16 protein-coding genes and 1 pseudogene are annotated in these 17,645 nt (G+C 70.2%); 9 read left to right on the top strand and 8 right to left on the bottom strand.

All coding sequences use genetic code 11. From position 1 onward, the window contains the following. Positions 1-85: 85 nt before the first annotated feature. Both ACIGYR_RS32000 and ACIGYR_RS31995 read right to left on the bottom strand, forming a co-directional pair. Entirely contained in the window at positions 86-2,104 is a 2,019-nt protein-coding gene (locus ACIGYR_RS32000) for a stealth family protein (RefSeq protein WP_399605907.1), read from the bottom strand. A gap of 11 nt (positions 2,105-2,115) precedes the next feature. Further along, complete coding sequence (locus ACIGYR_RS31995) at positions 2,116-3,843, bottom strand: stealth family protein (protein ID WP_399605909.1); 1,728 nt, start codon at positions 3,841-3,843, stop codon at positions 2,116-2,118. Positions 3,844-4,033: 190 nt separating this feature from the next. On the opposite strand from ACIGYR_RS31995, the gene ACIGYR_RS31990 reads away from it, so the two are divergent. Beyond that, positions 4,034-4,795 carry a phosphoglyceromutase gene (locus tag ACIGYR_RS31990; protein WP_391846467.1) on the top strand — a complete coding sequence of 254 codons (762 nt, stop codon included), beginning with the start codon at positions 4,034-4,036 and terminating at the stop codon, positions 4,793-4,795. 77 nt (positions 4,796-4,872) lie between these two features. Here ACIGYR_RS31990 and ACIGYR_RS31985 read toward each other — a convergent pair. After that, positions 4,873-5,096, bottom strand: a pseudogene (locus ACIGYR_RS31985) (tyrosine-type recombinase/integrase); the annotation flags it as partial. A 149-nt stretch (positions 5,097-5,245) separates the two neighbouring features. On the opposite strand from ACIGYR_RS31985, the gene ACIGYR_RS31980 reads away from it, so the two are divergent. Next, positions 5,246-5,815: a DUF4232 domain-containing protein gene (locus ACIGYR_RS31980; RefSeq protein WP_399605911.1), complete on the top strand. Its 570-nt coding sequence runs from the start codon at positions 5,246-5,248 to the stop codon at positions 5,813-5,815. 476 nt (positions 5,816-6,291) lie between these two features. Here ACIGYR_RS31980 and ACIGYR_RS31975 read toward each other — a convergent pair whose 3' ends face one another. Next, positions 6,292-6,969 (bottom strand): GAP family protein, encoded by a 678-nt coding sequence (locus ACIGYR_RS31975; protein ID WP_399605913.1) that lies wholly within the window; start codon positions 6,967-6,969, stop codon positions 6,292-6,294. A gap of 481 nt (positions 6,970-7,450) precedes the next feature. Here ACIGYR_RS31975 and ACIGYR_RS31970 point away from each other — a divergent pair, with 481 nt between their 5' ends. The 4 genes from ACIGYR_RS31970 (at position 7,451) to ACIGYR_RS31955 (ending at position 11,800) form a co-directional block, all read left to right on the top strand. Next, positions 7,451-8,041, top strand: coding sequence for a hypothetical protein (locus ACIGYR_RS31970; RefSeq protein WP_399605916.1), 591 nt, complete (start codon positions 7,451-7,453; stop codon positions 8,039-8,041). A gap of 126 nt (positions 8,042-8,167) precedes the next feature. Then, positions 8,168-9,520 (top strand): Dyp-type peroxidase, encoded by a 1,353-nt coding sequence (locus ACIGYR_RS31965; protein ID WP_399605918.1) that lies wholly within the window; start codon positions 8,168-8,170, stop codon positions 9,518-9,520. Between the two features lie 79 nt (positions 9,521-9,599). After that, positions 9,600-10,730: a catalase family protein gene (locus ACIGYR_RS31960; protein ID WP_399605921.1), complete on the top strand. Its 1,131-nt coding sequence runs from the start codon at positions 9,600-9,602 to the stop codon at positions 10,728-10,730. A gap of 245 nt (positions 10,731-10,975) precedes the next feature. Beyond that, positions 10,976-11,800, top strand: coding sequence for a GAF and ANTAR domain-containing protein (locus tag ACIGYR_RS31955; RefSeq protein ID WP_399605924.1), 825 nt, complete (start codon positions 10,976-10,978; stop codon positions 11,798-11,800). A gap of 151 nt (positions 11,801-11,951) precedes the next feature. Here ACIGYR_RS31955 and ACIGYR_RS31950 read toward each other — a convergent pair whose 3' ends face one another. The 3 genes from ACIGYR_RS31950 to phoU form a co-directional block, all read right to left on the bottom strand. Then, positions 11,952-12,200 (bottom strand): SCO4226 family nickel-binding protein, encoded by a 249-nt coding sequence (locus tag ACIGYR_RS31950; RefSeq protein WP_391846480.1) that lies wholly within the window; start codon positions 12,198-12,200, stop codon positions 11,952-11,954. A gap of 121 nt (positions 12,201-12,321) precedes the next feature. Beyond that, positions 12,322-12,477: a hypothetical protein gene (locus ACIGYR_RS31945; RefSeq protein ID WP_399605927.1), complete on the bottom strand. Its 156-nt coding sequence runs from the start codon at positions 12,475-12,477 to the stop codon at positions 12,322-12,324. Between the two features lie 117 nt (positions 12,478-12,594). Beyond that, a complete protein-coding gene (gene phoU, locus ACIGYR_RS31940; protein ID WP_399605928.1) occupies positions 12,595-13,284 on the bottom strand; it encodes a phosphate signaling complex protein PhoU in 690 nt (229 codons plus the stop codon). Between the two features lie 250 nt (positions 13,285-13,534). Here phoU and ACIGYR_RS31935 point away from each other — a divergent pair, with 250 nt between their 5' ends. Further along, complete coding sequence (locus ACIGYR_RS31935) at positions 13,535-14,785, top strand: sensor histidine kinase (protein WP_399605930.1); 1,251 nt, start codon at positions 13,535-13,537, stop codon at positions 14,783-14,785. Continuing rightward, positions 14,782-15,462 carry a response regulator transcription factor gene (locus ACIGYR_RS31930; protein ID WP_030342036.1) on the top strand — a complete coding sequence of 227 codons (681 nt, stop codon included), beginning with the start codon at positions 14,782-14,784 and terminating at the stop codon, positions 15,460-15,462. Before ACIGYR_RS31935 ends, ACIGYR_RS31930 begins: the two co-directional genes overlap by 4 nt. Before the next feature lie 136 nt (positions 15,463-15,598). Here ACIGYR_RS31930 and ACIGYR_RS31925 read toward each other — a convergent pair whose 3' ends face one another. Continuing rightward, positions 15,599-16,285, bottom strand: coding sequence for a DUF461 domain-containing protein (locus ACIGYR_RS31925; protein ID WP_399605933.1), 687 nt, complete (start codon positions 16,283-16,285; stop codon positions 15,599-15,601). Positions 16,286-16,900: 615 nt separating this feature from the next. Between ACIGYR_RS31925 and ACIGYR_RS31920 the strand changes: the two genes are divergently transcribed. Further along, positions 16,901-17,383, top strand: a complete 483-nt coding sequence (locus tag ACIGYR_RS31920; protein ID WP_003953493.1) for a CarD family transcriptional regulator — start codon at positions 16,901-16,903, stop codon at positions 17,381-17,383. Positions 17,384-17,645 lie beyond the last annotated feature (262 nt).

Below are 17,645 nucleotides of genomic sequence, written 5' to 3'. Positions count from 1 at the left end.
ATCCCCCACGTCTGTAAGCGGCTCAAGCGGCAGCCACAACTTACAAACGGCGGTCTCCGCGCCGCCAGTCAATTAGCGGGTCGCGTCAATCGACCCGCTGCGCCTCCTCCAGCCCGGCCGGCCGTGCCTGCCTCCTGGGCCGCCCCACGCGACGTGCGGCCGGCCGTCGCCGGGACACCTCGCGCGGCTCGGCCGGGTACGAGGCGGTCGGCGGCACCCGCTCGAAGCGGCTCTGGAACGGGAACCTCCGCTCCAGGAAGGCGTGGATGGCCGCCTGGGCCGGTGCCCGGTCCTTCGGGTCGGTGTCCACGTCGTTGAGGCAGAAGAAGTCCACGTCCTCGCCGGCCGCGAGCCGCGCCAGCCGCCGCCGCATGTCCGGCGTGCCCAGCTGCACGTACCGGAAGCTGTAGTCGGCCGGCACGGCACGGCCCGTCGCGATCGCCCAGTGGTGGTGCAGCGTCGACGCCGGAGCGACGTCGGCGGTGGACCGGAAGCGGGAGTACGACGTCCGCTCCAGCTCCTCGATGCCGATGCCCTCCATCTCCCGCATGACCGACAGCAGTTGCGGGTGCGGGGTGTGCAGCGACTTGTGCGTGATGTACCTGCCGTGGAAGCGCCGGATCACCTCGCGGGTGTTCTTCCCGGCGGAGTTCGGCGCCGGCTCCAGCGGGTGCGGGGCGCCGACCCCGAGCTTGAGCGGGGACAGCGGGATGCGGGCTATGCCGCTGCCGTGGAAGAAGTGCTCGGCGCGCACCGGGCGGTTGATGAAGACGTCGTCGTTGAAGTAGAGGTAGTGCTCGGACAGGCCCGGTATGTGGTGCAGCCGGCTCTCGATCGCGTGCGAGTTGAAGACGGGCAGCGCGTCCTTCGGGAGGATGTCCCGGTGGTCGATCACGGTCAGGCCCGCCACGTCCGGATCCAGCCAGGCCGGTGTCTGGGAATCGGTCACGAGGTAGACGTGCCGGACGAATCCGGCGTACATCTCCAGCGACCGCAGCGCGTACTTCAGCTCGTCGTGGCTGGTGTAGCGGGAGGCGCCGGTCTCGCGCGGGGCGATGACGTTGTCGGAGGCCGCCTGATGGGCACGGCGCTTCGCGGCCAGCACCGGGTCGTCCCCGTCGACCCAGGTGTACACGGCGTCGACGGGGAAGCACACCTGGTCGATACCGGGCTCGGCGAACGCCGCGAAGGTCGGCACACCGCGCCGGGGCCCCGCGAACGTCGCCGGCCGCTGCTCGGCCGACGTGACCGGCTGCTGCTCTGGCGCCGTGTCCGGACGCTCACCCGCCACCGCGGCGGGTTCCCCCGCCACGGCCACCACGACCGGCTCTCCGGCCACCACGACCGACTCTCCGGCCACCGATGACGGCTCTCCCGGCACCGCGGCCGGCTGCCAGGCCGTCGCCGGGAGCACCTCGGAGACGGCGTTGCGGCGCGGAGCGACCAGCGCCGGACCGAAGTCGTCCTGGAGCCGGGTGCCGGGCACGGTGAGGTACGCGGGTTCCGCGCCCAGGTCCCGGCCGTACCGCCAGAACTCGATGTCGCAGCCCGTCTCCAGGCCGCCGAGCACCTGCCCCGCGGGCCCCAGCCGCACCACACCGGTCCGCAGGACCGGCGCCCCGCGCAGCGCCCGCGGCAGCCTCCCGTCGGCCCACAGCACCGCCCGCGTCACGGCACCGTCCGCGCCCACCGCACCGACGTACCCGGCACTGCGGGCGAGGTCCTGCCGGGCCCGGGCGAGGACCGCGCCCCGGTACGACTCCTCCACGCCGACCACCGGCCGCGGTACCCCGGGCCCCCGCTCGGCGGGGACCAGGAAGTACGGGACGCCGGCCGCCTCCAGCACCGCGCACACCTGCTCGAGGTCGGCGGCGGCGGCATCCGCGGCGGTGTACCCGGTGACCGTACGCCCGTACAGCCGCACCGGTCCGTGGCCGACGCGGCGCAGCCCCGGGACGGCGGCGCGCAGCCGGCGACGGGCCGGGGCCACGCGCAGCGCCCAGAGCCGGGCCGCCAGCCACAGCCGCAGGCCCACCAGGAGGCCACGGGCGGCCCGCAGACCGGGCGGCGTCGCCGCGAACCTGTGCCGGATGTCGATGGCCATGACCGGGCCCGTCAGTTCTGCGACTCGGAGGAACCGGAGGTGGGGTCCTGCTTCTCGAAGGGGCTCGGGAAGGGGAAGTAGTTCTCCAGGAACTCGTGCATCCGGACGCTGACCTGCTCCCGCTCCTCCGGCGGCACGTCGACGTCGTTGAGGCAGAAGAAGTCGAAGCGGCGGTTGCGGCGCAGGTCCGCCAGGCGCCGCTCGGCGTCCGGCCGGCTGATGTTCACGTACCGGAAGCTGAACTTGCCGGGCACGCCACGGCCGGTCATCAGCGCGTACTGGTACAGCAGCGGGGCCGTCATGGCGATGTCCTGCGGCGAGCGGAACCGGGACGCGGTGGTGCGGCGGACGTCCTCGGGGAACAGCTCCTCCAGCGCCTGGAGCGCCCCGCGCTGCTGCGGCAGCGGGGTGTGCATGAAGTTGTTCGTCGTCATCCGCCCGAACTTCTCCAGCAGCAGCCCCCGGACGTTCTTGCTGGCGGAGTTGGTCGCCGTCTCCTCGGCGTGCGGCTTGCCGATGCCGATCTTGAGCGGGGACACCGGCACCTTCATCAGACCGCTGCCGAAGAAGAAGTGCTCCGGGGTGACCCGGCGGCCGACGAACACGTCGTCGTTGAAGTACAGGTAGTGCTCGGACAGGCCCGGTATGTGGTGCAGCCGGGTCTCGATCGCGTGCGAGTTGAACACGGGCAGCACGTCCGCCGGGAAGATGTCACGGTGGTCGACGACCGTGATCCCCGGGGCGCTGTCGTCGAGCCAGTGCGGCTTCTGGCCGTCGGTCACGATGTAGATGTGCCGCACGAAGTCGGCGTACATCGCGAGCGAGCGCAGCGAGTACTTCAGCTCGTCGTGGCTGGTGTAGCGGGAGGCGTTGGTCTCCTTGTCCAGGATCTCGGCGATGCCGTTCTCCTGGTAGCGGGCCCGCTTGGCCCGCATCGCCGGCTCCTCGCCGTCGACCCACGTGTAGACGATGTCGACGGGGAAGGTGACCTGGTTCACGGTCGGCAGGGTGAGCGGGAGGAAGCTCGGCAGCTCGCGGTCGCCGACCCGCACGGTGGCGGGCTTCTGCTCGCTCGCCGGCAGCACGTCCGTCACCCCGTTGTTACGGGGGGTGATCAGCGACTCCGCGAAGACGTCCTCCGACGCCTGCGGCTGTACCTTGGCCAGCCGCCGGGGGCCGTCGGCGGAGGCGAGCAGCGCCGCGCCGTCCTCCCAGAACTCGATGTCGCAGGCCAGCTCGGGCCCGGCGAGCAGCTGGCCGGCGGGGCCGAGCAGGTTCTCGCCGACGCGCAGCACCGGGGCCGTGCGCAGCTGGGCGGGCAGCAGGCCGTCCAGGAACAGCGCGGGGTGCTTGAGCTGACCGCCGGGCAGGGGGCGGCCGATGAACACGGCCGTACCCGCGTTCCGCGCCTCCAGGGCGGTGAGGAAACGCTCACGGTCGACGATGTTCACACCGACCGTGTAGCGGGTCCGGGACGGCGGGACCAGGAAGTACGAAATGCCCTCCTGCTCCAGCGCGGCGACCACGATGTCCAGGTTGGACGCGGCTGCCTCGGCCGCGGTGAACCGGTCCACGACACGGCCGTAGAACCGCTGGCCACGCACGGCCACCGGGCGCAGCACCGGATCCGTGACCGCCGCCTTCCGGCGTCGCCGCATGGTACGCAGCTGCCACACCCGCTCGGCGGCCTTCCGCTCGACTCGCGGTCGTATCCGCCGCGCAAAGGAACGCACGGTCACGTTCTGTGCTCCTCTTCCTGCTGCCTGAACCCTCTGGCGATTACCAGACAGATGAATGTTCTGAAAGGTTGTACACGAGTTAACCCGATTTTGGTGAGGGGCCGACCAGCCAACAGGGCTTATGCGGCCCGGTGTGTCAGGGCCCACACGCGCGGGGCGGCTCTCAGGCCCCTTAGGTAGGCTCAAGGCCATGGCCGACGCACCGTACAAGCTGATCCTCCTCCGTCACGGCGAGAGCGAGTGGAACGCGAAGAACCTGTTCACCGGTTGGGTGGACGTGAACCTGAACGAGAAGGGCGAGAAGGAGGCAGTCCGCGGCGGCGAGCTCCTGAAGGACGCCGACCTCCTCCCGGACGTGGTGCACACGTCCCTCCAGAAGCGCGCGATCCGCACGGCTCAGCTGGCCCTGGAGTCCGCTGACCGGCACTGGATCCCGGTGCACCGCTCCTGGCGTCTGAACGAGCGCCACTACGGCGCTCTCCAGGGCAAGGACAAGGCGGCGACGCTCGCCGAGTTCGGCGAGGAGCAGTTCATGCTCTGGCGCCGCTCGTACGACACCCCGCCCCCGCCGCTGCCGGACGACTCCGAGTTCTCCCAGGCCCACGACGCGCGCTACGCGACGATCCCGCCGGAGCTGCGCCCGGACACCGAGTGCCTCAAGGACGTCGTCGTCCGCATGCTCCCGTACTGGTACGACGGCATCGTCCCCGACCTGCTGGCCGGCCGCACGGTCCTGGTCGCCGCCCACGGCAACAGCCTGCGCGCCCTGGTCAAGCACCTCGACGGCATCTCCGACGCCGACATCGCGGGCCTGAACATCCCGACGGGCATCCCCCTCTACTACGAGCTGGACGCCGACTTCAAGCCGCTCACCCCCGGCGGCAAGTACCTCGACCCCGAGGCGGCGGCAGCCGCGATCGAGGCGGTCAAGAACCAGGGCAAGAAGAAGTAGCCTGCATGATCATGCCCCCGACCTGCGCATACGGCGCGAGGCGGGGGCATTTTCACGGCCTGGGCCCCAGTGGGACCTCAGCGCGGAGGGTCCTGCGCCGGCCGGAGTGCCTGGCGGAGAGCCTTCCGGGACGGACGCGGCTGCTCGGCATGAGGTGTGCGTACACCTTCAACGTGAGTCCCGGGTCGGAGTGCCCGAGGTACTCGGTGACGGCCTTGATGCTCTCGCCCGCGTCCGGCAGCACCGACGCGTAGAAGTGCCGCAGGGCGTGCATGCCGTGCTCGCGCGCGGCGGAGTGGTCGTGTCGTCACCGTTCCGTCACAAGTAGTCGCCGCACGGAACCCTGCCGCTCTCCCGCCCTGTCTGCACTCACGTACCACGACCACGCGTACCGCGGGGCACAACCGACGACCGAAACCCGCGGACGAGACGACTCAGGGGGACGACAGCATGCGTCACAGCAACGGCATTCGCAGGGCGGCTCTGGCGACGACGGCGGTCACGGCCGTCGCGGCGGCGGTGACCGGCATCCTGCCCGGCACCGCCATGGCGGCGAGCACCACCACCTCCACCCCGCCGCCCGCCTGCCCGGCCTCCGCCCTCCAGGTCAGCGCCTGGGAGGCCGTCCACCGGCCCGTCGGGACCGGGACCGGGGCGGCGGTCGTGCAGTTCACCAACGTCTCCCGGAAGACGTGCGTCCTGAAGGGCCATCCGACGGTCGCGGGCGCCGGCAACGGCTCCCCCGCCCACAACACCCCGCTCAAGGTCACCCCCACCGGCAGGGCGGCCACCGTGACGGTCCGGCCGCACGGCAAGGCGTGGGTGAAGCTGACCTTCGTCCAGGTCCAGGGGGAGGCCGACGGCTACTGCGTGTCGGGCAAGGACCCGGTGACCTATCCGACGATGGTCATCGGGCTGCCGCACTCCGGGAAGCACCAGGTCGCCCTGAACGAAGGGGTGTGGGCCGAGTGCGACAACAAGGTGACCGTCACCCCGGTCTCGGCGGTCAAGCCTTCCTGACCCCACCGTCCCCACAAATCGACCAGCCTGCACGACGATCGGCTGAGGTTCAGACAGGGCGCATCGAGGGTGCTGGCCGTCAGCCGAGCGCGCCGAAGCTGGGCCGTCTCAGGGCCGTCCGAGGCCGCTCGGCAGTGGCCAATGACGACCAAGGACGACCACCAGGCGCACATGCCCACCGCCTCTGAGCAGCGAAAACGCAGGTCGCCGAGATCCCCGGCAAGACCCAGGGCAAGAAGAAGTAAGCCCTACTGATCAAGCCCTCCACCTGCGAGTTGTCCGCTGGTGGAGGGCTTGGTGCTGTCCTGAGACCGTGAGCTGCCGTCTCAGGCACCGGGCGTTGCGCTGCCGAAGACGGCGGCCACGGCCTTGCCGCGGCGGGGCTGCCGTTCTCAACCGGCGGAAGCCGGCCTTCAGTTGGCTCGGAAATTGACGCTCCGTCGACCCCCGCGAGTCTGCTCGACCGGGTGCCGCTGTCAGGAGGTGAGGATCGAGACGCCGTCTCCGAGCAGCTTCAGTCCGAGCACGAAGAACAGGACCGCCATCACCGCGACGTTGTGCTGGGCTGCCCAGTCCTTCCAGTTGCCGAGCGTGTTCCTGGCTCGCTCTCCGCCGAGCAGGAAGACCCCCAGTGGCGTGAGCAGACCGAGGGTGGCGATCACGACGAAGATCGCCAGGGACCCGATCTGCTGCCCGACCGGCAGTCCGGCTGAGCCGATCGCGGCGCCCGCGGCGATGGTCAGCGGGGCGTTCTTGGCGTTGAGTGCGGCCAGGGCCACTCCGAGACCGAAGATCTTGACCGGCGTGAGGCGGTCGATGGCGCTCATCCACTTCGGCAGCTGCGCCTGCGAGGGATCCTTCGGACGCCGGTGCCACTGCCGGGCACCGAAGGCGACCAGGAGCACACCCAGAGCGAGCTTGAGCGCTCCCACCCAGGTGGCCGGGTGGTTGTGAGTGGTGGCACCCGCGGGGGAGGAGATCGCCAGCATCACCGCGCCCAGTGCCGAGAGCCCCAGCAGCCAGCCGACGGTGAAGAGGACTCCGTTGAGGCGTCCGCGGGGCGTGGCGAGGATGAGGATGACGGCGATGATCGGGAGCGGGCTGATGGCCACGGCGGCCGCGAAGCCCAATATGTCACCGAGGACTTTGCCCATGGTTGCCTCTGCATCCGGGGGAAAAGGGGTTGGCGCAAGCCGGTACGCCGGCCGCCTCGTTGGCGCAACGGGTTGTCGGTGCGTTCGGCTGCGCCGCTGTCTTCTCGTCTTCTCGGCCGCGCGGACGCCGTTGCACGAGAGGGCCGCACTCATGGCCAGCCCGAGAAGGATGACGACGACGTACTCGGTACGTCGCAGCTTCCATCTTCCTGCGCCTGACTGGATCTGTCCTCGGGAGCCGCTCAGGCCGGCGGAAGCGGCACAGTACGTGATCGGCCCTGGTGCGGGGCGATGCGACGTGGTGGGGCCGGGCTCCACGGTGCGCTGAATTCCCGGGCGTTCACCCCGGTCGCCCCGAGGTCCGGGGGCCGAGATGCGTGGCAGCACGTCCCCGGTCAGGATTGAGTGGTGAGGGCGATGGCGCCCCATACGGAGGCGCCTGGCGACCCTCGCACTGATCCGTGGCAGGAGAAATCTCACGATGACTGCGACGACAGGTGCGACTCAATCAGCTCACCCCGAGCGTCCGGGCAAGTCGGACGGGGTGTCCCACGAGTTCACCGTCTTCACCAAGATCAAGCCGGGTGAGGCCGATGCGCTGCGTGAAGATCTCACCATGCTCGGCGACGCCACGAACAACGAGAGGGTCCATGAGGCGGTGCGCCAGATCGGCACGCTGCACGACGCACGGCACGTGATCTTCGACAACGACACCCGGTTCATGTTCGCCAGCGTCTTCGACGGCTCCTGGGACGCCTACATCGACGACTTCGCCCAGACGGTGGTCGGAGAGCGCTTCGACAAGGTCTTCTCGCACAGCGAAGGGTTCCCCGGCGTCAAGGATCCGGGCGTGAAGGACTGGTTCGTCGCCCACCAGGAGCCCGCGCGGGTCTTCGTCAGCGCCTACCCCGACCTGACGGTCCAGCAGATATGGAAGGACCAGCGCGTGGACGAGGCGTTCCAGCAGGTACTGGACACCCCCGAGTTCCGGGCGGCACTGGACAATCCGGCCAACGCGGAGCTGGTGGCCACGCCCGCCTTCCAGAAGCTGCTGGAAGAAGCCTCGGCCTAGAACCCGGACGCGGCCACCCGCGGGCCACCCGCAGAGCCGACCGACATCGGTGGACCGCGACGGTGGGTGCGAGCCGGCCGTTGCGGCGCTGCTCAGGCGGTAACCGACGTGGAGGCATGAACGATCATGAACGCGGTGGACAGCGGCAGTGCGGCCGACGTGCGCATCGAGATCGACGACATCCAGAGCGGGGCACTGCGGCCGCGACCCGTGCCCTACCAGGGGAAGTACGTCTTCCTGCGCGTCGACGACCGTCGGGCCGGCCGGGAGCTGGTGCGGCGGCTGCTCCCGTTGGCCTCGGGTGGTCTGCCCGACGTGGACCTGACCCAGGATGCCTGGGTGGCCGTGGCGTTCACGTACCAGGGACTGAAGGCCCTGGGAGTGCCTCAGGAGTCGCTGGACAGCTTTCCGCAGGCGTTTCGTGAGGGCATGGCCGCCCGGGCGGAGCGCATCGGTGACGTGGGCGAGAGCGCGCCGGACCACTGGGAAGCACCGTTCGGAACGGGCGACGTCCACATCGCGTTGAGCGCACTCTCCTCCGACGCGGCACAACTGAACGAGGAGCTGGAGCGGGCCCGTGTCGCCTGCGAGGAGACGCCCGGTGTCCAGGTGATCTGGCAGCAGGACGTCCACCAGCTCCCGACCGGGCGCACCACCCTCGGCTTCCGCGACGGCATCAGCCACCCGAACATCGAGGGCGTCGGCCTGCCCTGCTCCAACCCCCAGGAACCGCCCCTGAAGGCCGGCGAGTTCATCCTCGGCTACCCCGACGAGACCGGCAATCTGCCCCCCATGCCCCGTCCTGATGTGCTGGGACGCAACGGAACGTACGCGGCCGTTCGCAAGGTCCGTACCGACGTCGCGGCCTGGCGGCGGTACCTGCGCGCGAACAGTGCCGGCGCCGAGGAGGAGGCACTCCTGGCGGCGAAGATGATCGGGCGCTGGCCCAGCGGGGCACCGCTGGCGCTGGCGCCGGAGCACGATGATCCGGAGCTGGCGGCCGATCCGCACCGCGTCAACAACTTCCAGTACCGGGAGAACGACGACCGCGGGTACCGGTGTCCCGCCGGTGCGCACATCCGGCGTACCAACCCCCGCGATGCCACCATCATCGGCGACGCGCGGATGCACCGCCTCATCCGCCGCGGCACCACCTACGGCCCGCCGCTGCCCGAGGGTGTGCTGGAGGACGACGGTGCCGACCGGGGCCTGGTCGGAGTCTTCCTCGGGGCCCACCTGGAGCGGCAGTTCGAGTTCATCAAGGCCGAGTGGGTCAACGACGGCAACTTCATCGGCTACCCCGGCGAGAAGGACCCGGTGGCGGGGCACCACGGCGGGACCGGCAGCGTCACCATCCCGGCCAAGCCGGTCCGCCGTCGCCTTCAGGACCTGCCCAGCTTCGTGGTCACCCGCGGTGGCGAGTACTGCTTCGTGCCGGGTCTGCGTGCCCTGCGCTGGCTCGCCGAACTGGAGGACTGAGGGGAGATCCGGCCGCCGAGGAGGTCCGTTTCACGCTCTCCGAGGCCCGTTTCACGCTCTCGGAGGAGAGGTCGAAGTCATGGCAGCACAGTTCGTCCCCTACACGCCTGACGTCGAGGTCGAGGACCCGGACTTCGAGAAGAACGTGCAGACGGTGATCGAGAAGACCGAGAACTACATCGCCGAGTCGGTCGAGGGCGGCGGCACCGGACGGGCCCTGCGCGACGCCCACGCCAAGGGCTACGGGCTGGTCAGGGGTGAAGTGGAGATCCTGGACGGGCTGCCCCCCGAGTACGCCCAGGGCATCTACGCGACTCCGGGCATTCACGATGCGCTCATCCGCTTCTCCAACGGCTCGCCGCACGCCGGAGCCGACGCGCGACTGGGCGCCGCCACCGGACTGGCGCTGAAGATGTTCGACATCCCCGGCCCCACCCTGCTGGAGGACGAACCGGACACGGGCACGTTCGACTACGCCAACATCAACGGACCGATCTTCTTCTGCAACACGGTCGAGCACTACCTGTTCATCCAGGAACTCTTCCTGAACGCACCGGCCTACTTCTCCCAGGGCCGACCCGGCGCACACCGCTTCTTCACCGAGTTCGTGACCGGAAAGGGAACGCTGGACCAGGACAACTGGGCGTGGGACGAGTTCCTGGCCTTCCTGCGTCTGGCGAAGACCCCGCCGGCGAACGTGCTGCTGTCCAGCTACTGGACCATGGGCGCGGTCAGGCACGGGGACTACATCGCCAAGGTGCGCTTCACCCCCGATCCACGATCCGCCGCCTCGGTGGTCCGGCGCGTCATCGACCCGGCCTCGGCGGCGGAGGTCTTCCGGCCGGCCCTGGAAGGTGAACTGCAGGAGCGGCCCTACGCCTTCGACATCCAGGTCCAGCTCTGCACCGACCTGGAGCGCATGCCGGTGGAGGACACCACCGTGGAGTGGCCCGAAAAGCTCTCGCCACCGGTCACCGTGGCCCGGCTGCGGCTGCCACAGCAGGACATCTCCAGCCCGGAGAACCTGGAGAAGATGGACGCGCTGTCCTTCACGCCCTGGCGGGTGACCGCCGAGCACGCGCCCCTCGGTAACATCATGCGGGCCCGCAAAGAGGTCTACCGGCACTCGTCCATCCATCGCCACAAGCTCAACCAGCAACCGCGCACAGAGCCGCGCAGCGTCGACGAGGTGCTCGGCCCGGGCCGATGAAGCCGTCCGGTACGGCGGCGAGTGCCCACCCCGCTCACCGGTCAGCGGCGTCCCGGTCGGGGCTGCGTCCGGTGATCGAGCGGTGGCCGTCCGCTGAGCGATTCCGGCTTCCGTCCCCTCCGGCCTGCTGACGCCGGAGGCCGCGGAAAACGCGCAGATACTTTCCGCGCCCTGGGAACTCGGATGCCGGCGGGATGCCGGCGGAGCATCCCGGCCGAGCGTCTGCCGCACCGGGGGTGATCTCCATGCCGCCCGAGGGATCCGGGTCGTCGGGACTGCCGTCCGAGGCCGAGGCCGAGGCCCGAACGCGGGTCAGCGAGACCCTGGCCGCCGCCGCGCGGGGAGCCGAGGAGCCCCGTGCGGTACCGGGCGCGCTGTGCGCCGCGTGTGTGCGACTGCTGCCGGTCACCGCGGCCTCGGTGTCGATCTCCGGCGGCAAGGGCGTCCGCGTGACCTGGTGTGCCAGTGACCGGGTCGCCGCCCGGATGGCGGAACTTCAGTACACCGTGGGTGACGGCCCCTGCCAGAGCGCGCTGGACGAGGGCGCCCCCGTCCTCGCCGCCGACCTGACGCAGGGCCCCGCCGCCCGTCGCTGGCCGATCTTCGCGCACGAGGCGGTCGGCCTGGGGGTCCGCGCGGTGTTCTCGCTGCCGCTCGGCCCCGGCGGCGCCGCCGTCGGCACCCTCGACCTGTACAGCGACCGGGTGGGCGGGCTCGCGGACCTGGACCTGCGGACCGCGCTGTTCGTGCGGGACGCGGTCACCTTCGCGCTGATGGATTTCCAGTCCGCCGACCGAGCCGCGCACGGCGGCAGCGGAGAGGACACCGACGCGGACACGGAGGACAGGGTGGCGTCCTGGGTGGCGGCCTCCGAGGCCGACCACACCGAGGTCTACCAGGCGGTCGGCATGGTGATGGTGCAGCTGGACGTGGACCCCGAACAGGCCCTGGACCGGTTGCGGGGCCGCGCGTACGCCGACGGCCGCACGGTCAGTCAGCTGGCCCGGGAGGTCCTGGCCCACCGGCTGAGCTTCCGGCCGGAGGCGTACGGCGGCGATACCGGACGCTGACAGCAGCGGCTCCGGACGACACGCCCCGCCGGCTCCCGTACGCCGGGACACCCAACCCGTCCCGTACGCCGGGGCACGACCCGACCCCTGCCGTACGCCGGGGAACGCCCCGACCGGTGCCTGGCCACGCCCTGCCCGCGGGTCCGGCGCCTCACGCCTCCAGCGACACCGGATGCACCTCGTCCGCCCGGTGCCCCGCCCGTTCGTGGACGCGCTGGACGGCCTCCGCCGAGGGCGCCTCGGACAGGCAGTAGACGATGCCGGACTCCGGGTCCGCCCAGGCGTGCTCGAAGTGCACGGACTCGTCCCGCTCGATGGCGAGGTCGGCCTGGTGCGCCTCCATCAGCTGGTCGGCCGTGATGCCCTGCATACCGCGGTGGACGTCCATGAACTTGGCCATGGCCACAGCTCCTTCCCGCACGTCTTCCCCCATGTCCATGCTGCGCCCGGCGGGATGGATGGGCATCCGGTACGGCGAAGGGCCGGTGCGAACCGTGTTCGCACCGGCCCCGGGGTGGCGTTCAGCCGCACTGGCAGGGGTTGCCCGACTGGCACCCGCAGCCGCAGCCCGAGCCGCAGCCGCACGCGCCGAACAGCGGCAGGCTCCTGATCTCGGTGGGCTGCTCGGTCTCGCGCTCCTGTGTGGGGTCGGACGTGGTGCCGGGGGATTCGGCCATGGGTCCCTCCTAGACCTAGGGGCAGGGGTGCCCTCGCCCATTTCATGCCCGCCCGGCCGGGCGCATCAACGGCGCACGGAGGCGCCCGGCCGGAAAGCCCCCCGCTCCGCCGGGCGGTTACGCGCCCTCGATGCCCGTCACCGGCTGGATGTCCTGCTGAAGATCGTCCGCGTGCTCACCGGTGACCAGGTAGACCACGCGCTTGGCGACGGCCACGGCGTGGTCGGCGTACCGCTCGTAGTAGCGGCCCAGCAGGGTGACGTCCACGGCCGTCTCGATGCCGTGCTTCCAGCGCTCGTCGATCAGGTGCTGGAAGAGCGTGCGGTGCAGGAGGTCCATCTCGTCGTCGTCCTGCTCCAGCTGGAGGGCGAGGTCGACGTCCTTCGTGATGATGACCTCGGCCGCCTTGGCCATCAGGCGCTGGGCGAGCTGGCCCATCTCCAGGATGGTGGCGTGCAGGTCCTGCGGGACCGCCCGCGAGGGGAAGCGCAGCCGCGCAAGCTTCGCCACGTGCTGGGCGAGGTCGCCGGAGCGCTCCAGGTCGGCGGACATCCGCAGCGAGGTGACGACTATGCGCAGGTCCGTCGCCACCGGCTGCTGCCGGGCCAGCAGGGCTATCGCCCGGGCCTCCAGGTCGTGCTGGAGCTGGTCGACCTTCTGGTCGGCCTCGATCACGCTCTCGGCCAGCTTCAGATCGGCGTCGAGGATGGCGGTCGTGGCGCGTCCGATCGCCGATCCGACCAGCCGGGCCATCTCCACCAGTCCGTCGCCGATCGAGTCCAGTTCCTCGTGGTACGCGTCCCGCATCAGGGTTCCCTCTCGTGCGTCATCGTTCGGGGGTCGTTCGGGGGTCGTGGGGGGCCGTCACGTCACGCGTGCGCCCCCTGGCGAAACCGGCGGTACGAACCCCACGCTGCCACGCTGTGCCCCGTACGCGTCTGTTTCCGCCACCCCAAATGAACCAATGCTGGCTCCAAGGTGAACTCTGGGCGACGAGTGTTCGAGGTCGCCCTCGGACGGCTGTGGGCATCTCGCACGGCATGCCTAACCTTGAGGCATGGACGTGAACGCGGCGGTCGCCGCAGCGGCAGCGATCGCCGGGGTGCTCACCGGTGTCATCGCCGTGCTGGCGTTCCGCTGGAGCGAACGCGACCAGAAGCGACCGACCAGGACTTCTTTGCATACCGATCCCGTACTCCCGCCCGGCGTGGACACCGTGCTGTCGGTGCTGCGCTCCTCCGCTGTCGTCCTCGACGAGGCCGACGCCGTGGTCAAGGCCAGCTCCGCCGCCTACGCCCTGGGGCTGGTGCGCGGCGGCACACTCTCCGTGGAGCCGATGCTCCAGATGGCCCGGGACACCAGGAGGGACGGGGAGATACGCCAGGTCGAGCTGGACCTGCCCCGGCGCGGCACCGGACGGGGCGAGGCCCTCGCCGTCTCCGCGCGCGTGGCCCCGCTCGGCTCCCGCCTGGTCCTGCTGCTGGTCGAGGATCTGACCGAGGCCCGCAGGATCGAGGCGGTACGACGCGACTTCGTGGCGAACGTCAGCCATGAGCTGAAGACGCCCGTCGGCGCGCTCTCCCTCCTCTCCGAGGCCGTCATGGACGCCTCCGACGACCCCGAGGCGGTACAGCGCTTCGCCGGCCGTATGCAGATCGAGGCCACCCGCCTGACCAATCTGGTCCAGGAGCTGATCGACCTCTCCCGGGTGCAGAACGACGACCCGCTGGAGGACGCCGAGCCCGTCCGGGTGGACGAGCTGGTCGCCGAGGCCATGGACCGCTGTCGCCACCAGGCGGGTACGAAGCAGATCACCATGGCCGCCGGTGGCACGGCCGATCTGCATGTCTGGGGAAACCGGGGCCAGCTGGCCGCGGCCCTCGGAAACCTCGTCGAGAACGCCGTCAACTACTCCCCGGCCCGCACCCGCGTCGGCATAGCCGCCCGCCGGATCAACGCCCCAGGCGGCGACATGATCGAACTCGCCGTCACCGACCAGGGCATCGGCATCTCCGAGAGGGACAAGGAGCGCGTCTTCGAGCGCTTCTACCGCGTCGACCCCGCCCGCTCCCGGGCCACCGGCGGCACCGGTCTGGGTCTCGCGATCGTCAAGCACGTGGTCGCCTCGCACGGCGGGGAGGTCACGGTCTGGAGCGCCGAGGGTCAGGGCTCCACTTTCACCCTCAGACTGCCGGAGGCGGGCGCGGCACGCGACCGCGCGCAACAGCACCCCGATCTCGAAGACGAGGCCGGGGCCTCCGACTCATCCCCGTACGAACCGCTTCCCGCCCCGGAGGTCCTTCCGTGACCCGAGTGCTCGTCGTCGAGGACGAGGAGTCCTTCTCCGACGCCCTGTCGTACATGCTCCGCAAGGAGGGCTTCGAGGTCGCCGTCGCGGCGACCGGCCCCGACGGCCTGGACGAGTTCGAGCGCAACGGCGCCGATCTGGTCCTGCTCGACCTGATGCTGCCGGGCCTGCCCGGCACCGAGGTCTGCCGCCAGCTGCGCGGCCGCTCCAACGTCCCCGTGATCATGGTGACCGCGAAGGACAGTGAGATCGACAAGGTCGTCGGTCTCGAAATAGGAGCGGATGACTACGTCACCAAGCCCTTCTCCTCCCGCGAGCTGGTCGCCCGCATCCGGGCGGTGCTGCGCCGCCGCGGCGAGCCGGAGGAGGTCACCCCGGCCGCACTGGAGGCGGGCCCGGTCCGCATGGACGTCGACCGCCACGTGGTGACGGTGGCCGGCTCCAAGGTCGACCTGCCGCTGAAGGAGTTCGACCTGCTGGAGATGCTCCTGCGCAACGCGGGCCGCGTGCTCACCCGCATGCAGCTCATCGACCGGGTCTGGGGCGCCGACTACGTGGGCGACACCAAGACCCTCGACGTCCACGTCAAGCGCCTGCGCGCCAAGATCGAGCCGGACCCGGGCGCGCCGCGGTACCTGGTGACGGTGCGGGGGCTGGGTTACAAGTTCGAGCCGTAGACCGACCGTGTCGGCCGTGCGGTGAAGCGCTTGCGCCGGTAGCGCCGTCAACCGTCCGGTCGGCGGAGCGGCGGCGGACGCGTACGACGAAGGGCGGCACCCCGCTGCGGGGTGCCGCCCTTCGTCGTACGGCTGGTCAGTGGCCGGCGGCCGACTGCGAGGCCGAGCCGCCCGGGGTGACGGGGGAGCCGGAGGCGGAGCCGGACGGGGTCGGCTTGCCGCTCTTGCCCGGCTTGCCGCTGCTGGAGGCGCTCGCGCCCGGGGCGCCGGTGCCGGACGCCGAGGCCGACGCCGAGGCGGAGGCGGACGGGATCTGGGACGGCCCCCACTTGTCGAAGTAGCTGGTGGCCGGAACCACGAAGGCGCTCAGGCTGACCTTGCCGGTCTTGCTGAAGGTGAAGGTGATCTTCTGTGCGTTGCCGTCCTGGACGGACTCACGGCCGCTGGGCAGCGCCGCGGAGGCGTTGCCCTGGCCGCCGAGGATCAGAGAGCCGCCCGCCGGGACGGACAGGCTCTGGCCCTTGGGCGCCTTCAGCTCGGCGGACGTGCCGCTGCCCTCCAGGACGACCGACTGGAGGGTCTCGGGGCTGCTGCCGGAGTTGAACACGGTCGCGGAGATCACCGCGGGGCCCGTCGACTTCAGGTCGGGCTGGGTGATGACCAGGGCATTCTGGATCTTGATGTCGCCCACGCTGGTCGCCGCGTTGTCCGGCTTGATCTCCAGGGTCTGCGCGTCGTTGCCGGCGCCACAGGCGGCGAGCGAGGCGATCGAGAAGACGATGGCGGAGGCGGCGAGGGCGCCGCGTCGAAGGCTGCTGCTCACGGCGGCGGCAACTCCTTGAACGCACGGGCGGCTCCCTGATAAAGCCACCCTGAGTGTCTGTCAGCGGCCTTAGGTTACCGAGCCGTCCCCACGCCACCGCACCCGACCCTCCCCCAAGACCTGCCCTTCCCTCCAGGTGGGGGTACCCGCCGGGGCTCATGTGACTCCCCGGTCACATTGCTGAACCGCTCGTCTGTCATTCACATAACGCGACGGTGCGCCCTCTCATCACCCCTTGCGAAATTTCCGTGGAGGAATGCGCGGACCCCCCCCGATATCGATCACGGAGCACCCCTTCGGCAGCCGTTGATCAATTCTGGATTCGTCTCACATCCCCCTCCGGTCACCGAACGGAGTAGCGGAAGTCGTACGCTTGGGATCAGACAAATCGGGACGTTCCGCCACTTGGAACGGGCTCGCGGGGTGTGTAACGTACGCGTTTCCCCCTGCCTGGAGAGCCCCTCCGACCTGCGAATACCCGCTTCCGCAGGCTCCTCGCAGCACGTTCCGGTTGCTGTTGTCAAGCCCCGAGATATGCCCTGACCTGCGAAAACGCCATTCAGAAGACGCCGTATCCGTGTTACTCTGGATAGCCACGGAAGGGGTACCTGTCACATGACGTTCAAGGTTGGCGACACCGTGGTCTATCCCCATCACGGGGCCGCGCTGATCGAGGCTATCGAAACTCGCCAGATCAAAGGCGTGGACAAGACCTACTTGGTGCTGAAGGTCGCCCAGGGTGACCTGACGGTACGTGTGCCAGCGGACAATGCGGAGTTCGTCGGCGTGCGTGATGTGGTCGGTCAGGATGGACTGGACCGGGTCTTCGAGGTGCTGCGCGCGCCGTACGCCGAGGAGCCCACGAACTGGTCCCGTCGTTACAAGGCAAACCTGGAGAAGCTCGCCTCCGGCGATGTCATCAAGGTCGCGGAGGTCGTGCGCGACCTGTGGCGTCGCGAGCGCGAGCGCGGACTGTCCGCCGGTGAGAAGCGCATGCTCGCCAAGGCTCGCCAGATTCTGGTGAGCGAGCTGGCTCTCGCGGAGAACACGAACGAGGACAAGGCCGAGGCCCTGCTCGACGAGGTGCTCGCCTCCTGACGCGCAGCGGCAGCGAACCCTCGCTTCCGGCACGCTCAGCACAGTGAAATGCCGCGGTGCCCGATGACACTGATCCTGTCGCCGGGCGCTGCGGCATGTTCGTCCCCGCAGCGGGTGTTCTCCGGGGAACTCTTTGGATCAACCCCCTGGCACGTGACGTGCCGGGCCCGGGCGGAAGGCTCGACCAGGGTCACGGAAAGGGTCCGGTCAAGGCATCGCGCCCGGCACTCCTCAGGCCATACCCACGTAGGTCGAGCACACA

It is taken from the genome of Streptomyces sp. NPDC053076 (genome assembly GCF_044546845.1).
In the GTDB taxonomy this organism is placed as follows: Bacteria; Actinomycetota; Actinomycetes; order Streptomycetales; family Streptomycetaceae; genus Streptomyces.
Note: the sequence above shows the minus strand (reverse complement) of the source record. Positions and strands in the feature narration are given on the sequence as shown.

What these genes read in the sequence shown, in the direction of transcription:
- ACIGYR_RS31950 (WP_391846480.1), bottom strand. Translation starts at nt 12,200, where the DNA reads ATGGCCAAGTTCATGGACGTCCACCGCGGTATGCAGGGCATCACGGCC.
- ACIGYR_RS31960 (WP_399605921.1), top strand. Translation starts at nt 9,600, where the DNA reads ATGGCAGCACAGTTCGTCCCCTACACGCCTGACGTCGAGGTCGAGGAC.
- ACIGYR_RS31990 (WP_391846467.1), top strand. Translation starts at nt 4,034, where the DNA reads ATGGCCGACGCACCGTACAAGCTGATCCTCCTCCGTCACGGCGAGAGC.
- ACIGYR_RS31955 (WP_399605924.1), top strand. Translation starts at nt 10,976, where the DNA reads ATGCCGCCCGAGGGATCCGGGTCGTCGGGACTGCCGTCCGAGGCCGAG.
- ACIGYR_RS31920 (WP_003953493.1), top strand. Translation starts at nt 16,901, where the DNA reads ATGACGTTCAAGGTTGGCGACACCGTGGTCTATCCCCATCACGGGGCC.
- ACIGYR_RS31980 (WP_399605911.1), top strand. Translation starts at nt 5,246, where the DNA reads ATGCGTCACAGCAACGGCATTCGCAGGGCGGCTCTGGCGACGACGGCG.
- ACIGYR_RS32000 (WP_399605907.1), bottom strand. Translation starts at nt 2,104, where the DNA reads ATGGCCATCGACATCCGGCACAGGTTCGCGGCGACGCCGCCCGGTCTG.
- ACIGYR_RS31965 (WP_399605918.1), top strand. Translation starts at nt 8,168, where the DNA reads ATGAACGCGGTGGACAGCGGCAGTGCGGCCGACGTGCGCATCGAGATC.
- ACIGYR_RS31970 (WP_399605916.1), top strand. Translation starts at nt 7,451, where the DNA reads ATGACTGCGACGACAGGTGCGACTCAATCAGCTCACCCCGAGCGTCCG.
- ACIGYR_RS31975 (WP_399605913.1), bottom strand. Translation starts at nt 6,969, where the DNA reads ATGGGCAAAGTCCTCGGTGACATATTGGGCTTCGCGGCCGCCGTGGCC.
- phoU (WP_399605928.1), bottom strand. Translation starts at nt 13,284, where the DNA reads ATGCGGGACGCGTACCACGAGGAACTGGACTCGATCGGCGACGGACTG.
- ACIGYR_RS31935 (WP_399605930.1), top strand. Translation starts at nt 13,535, where the DNA reads ATGGACGTGAACGCGGCGGTCGCCGCAGCGGCAGCGATCGCCGGGGTG.
- ACIGYR_RS31945 (WP_399605927.1), bottom strand. Translation starts at nt 12,477, where the DNA reads ATGGCCGAATCCCCCGGCACCACGTCCGACCCCACACAGGAGCGCGAG.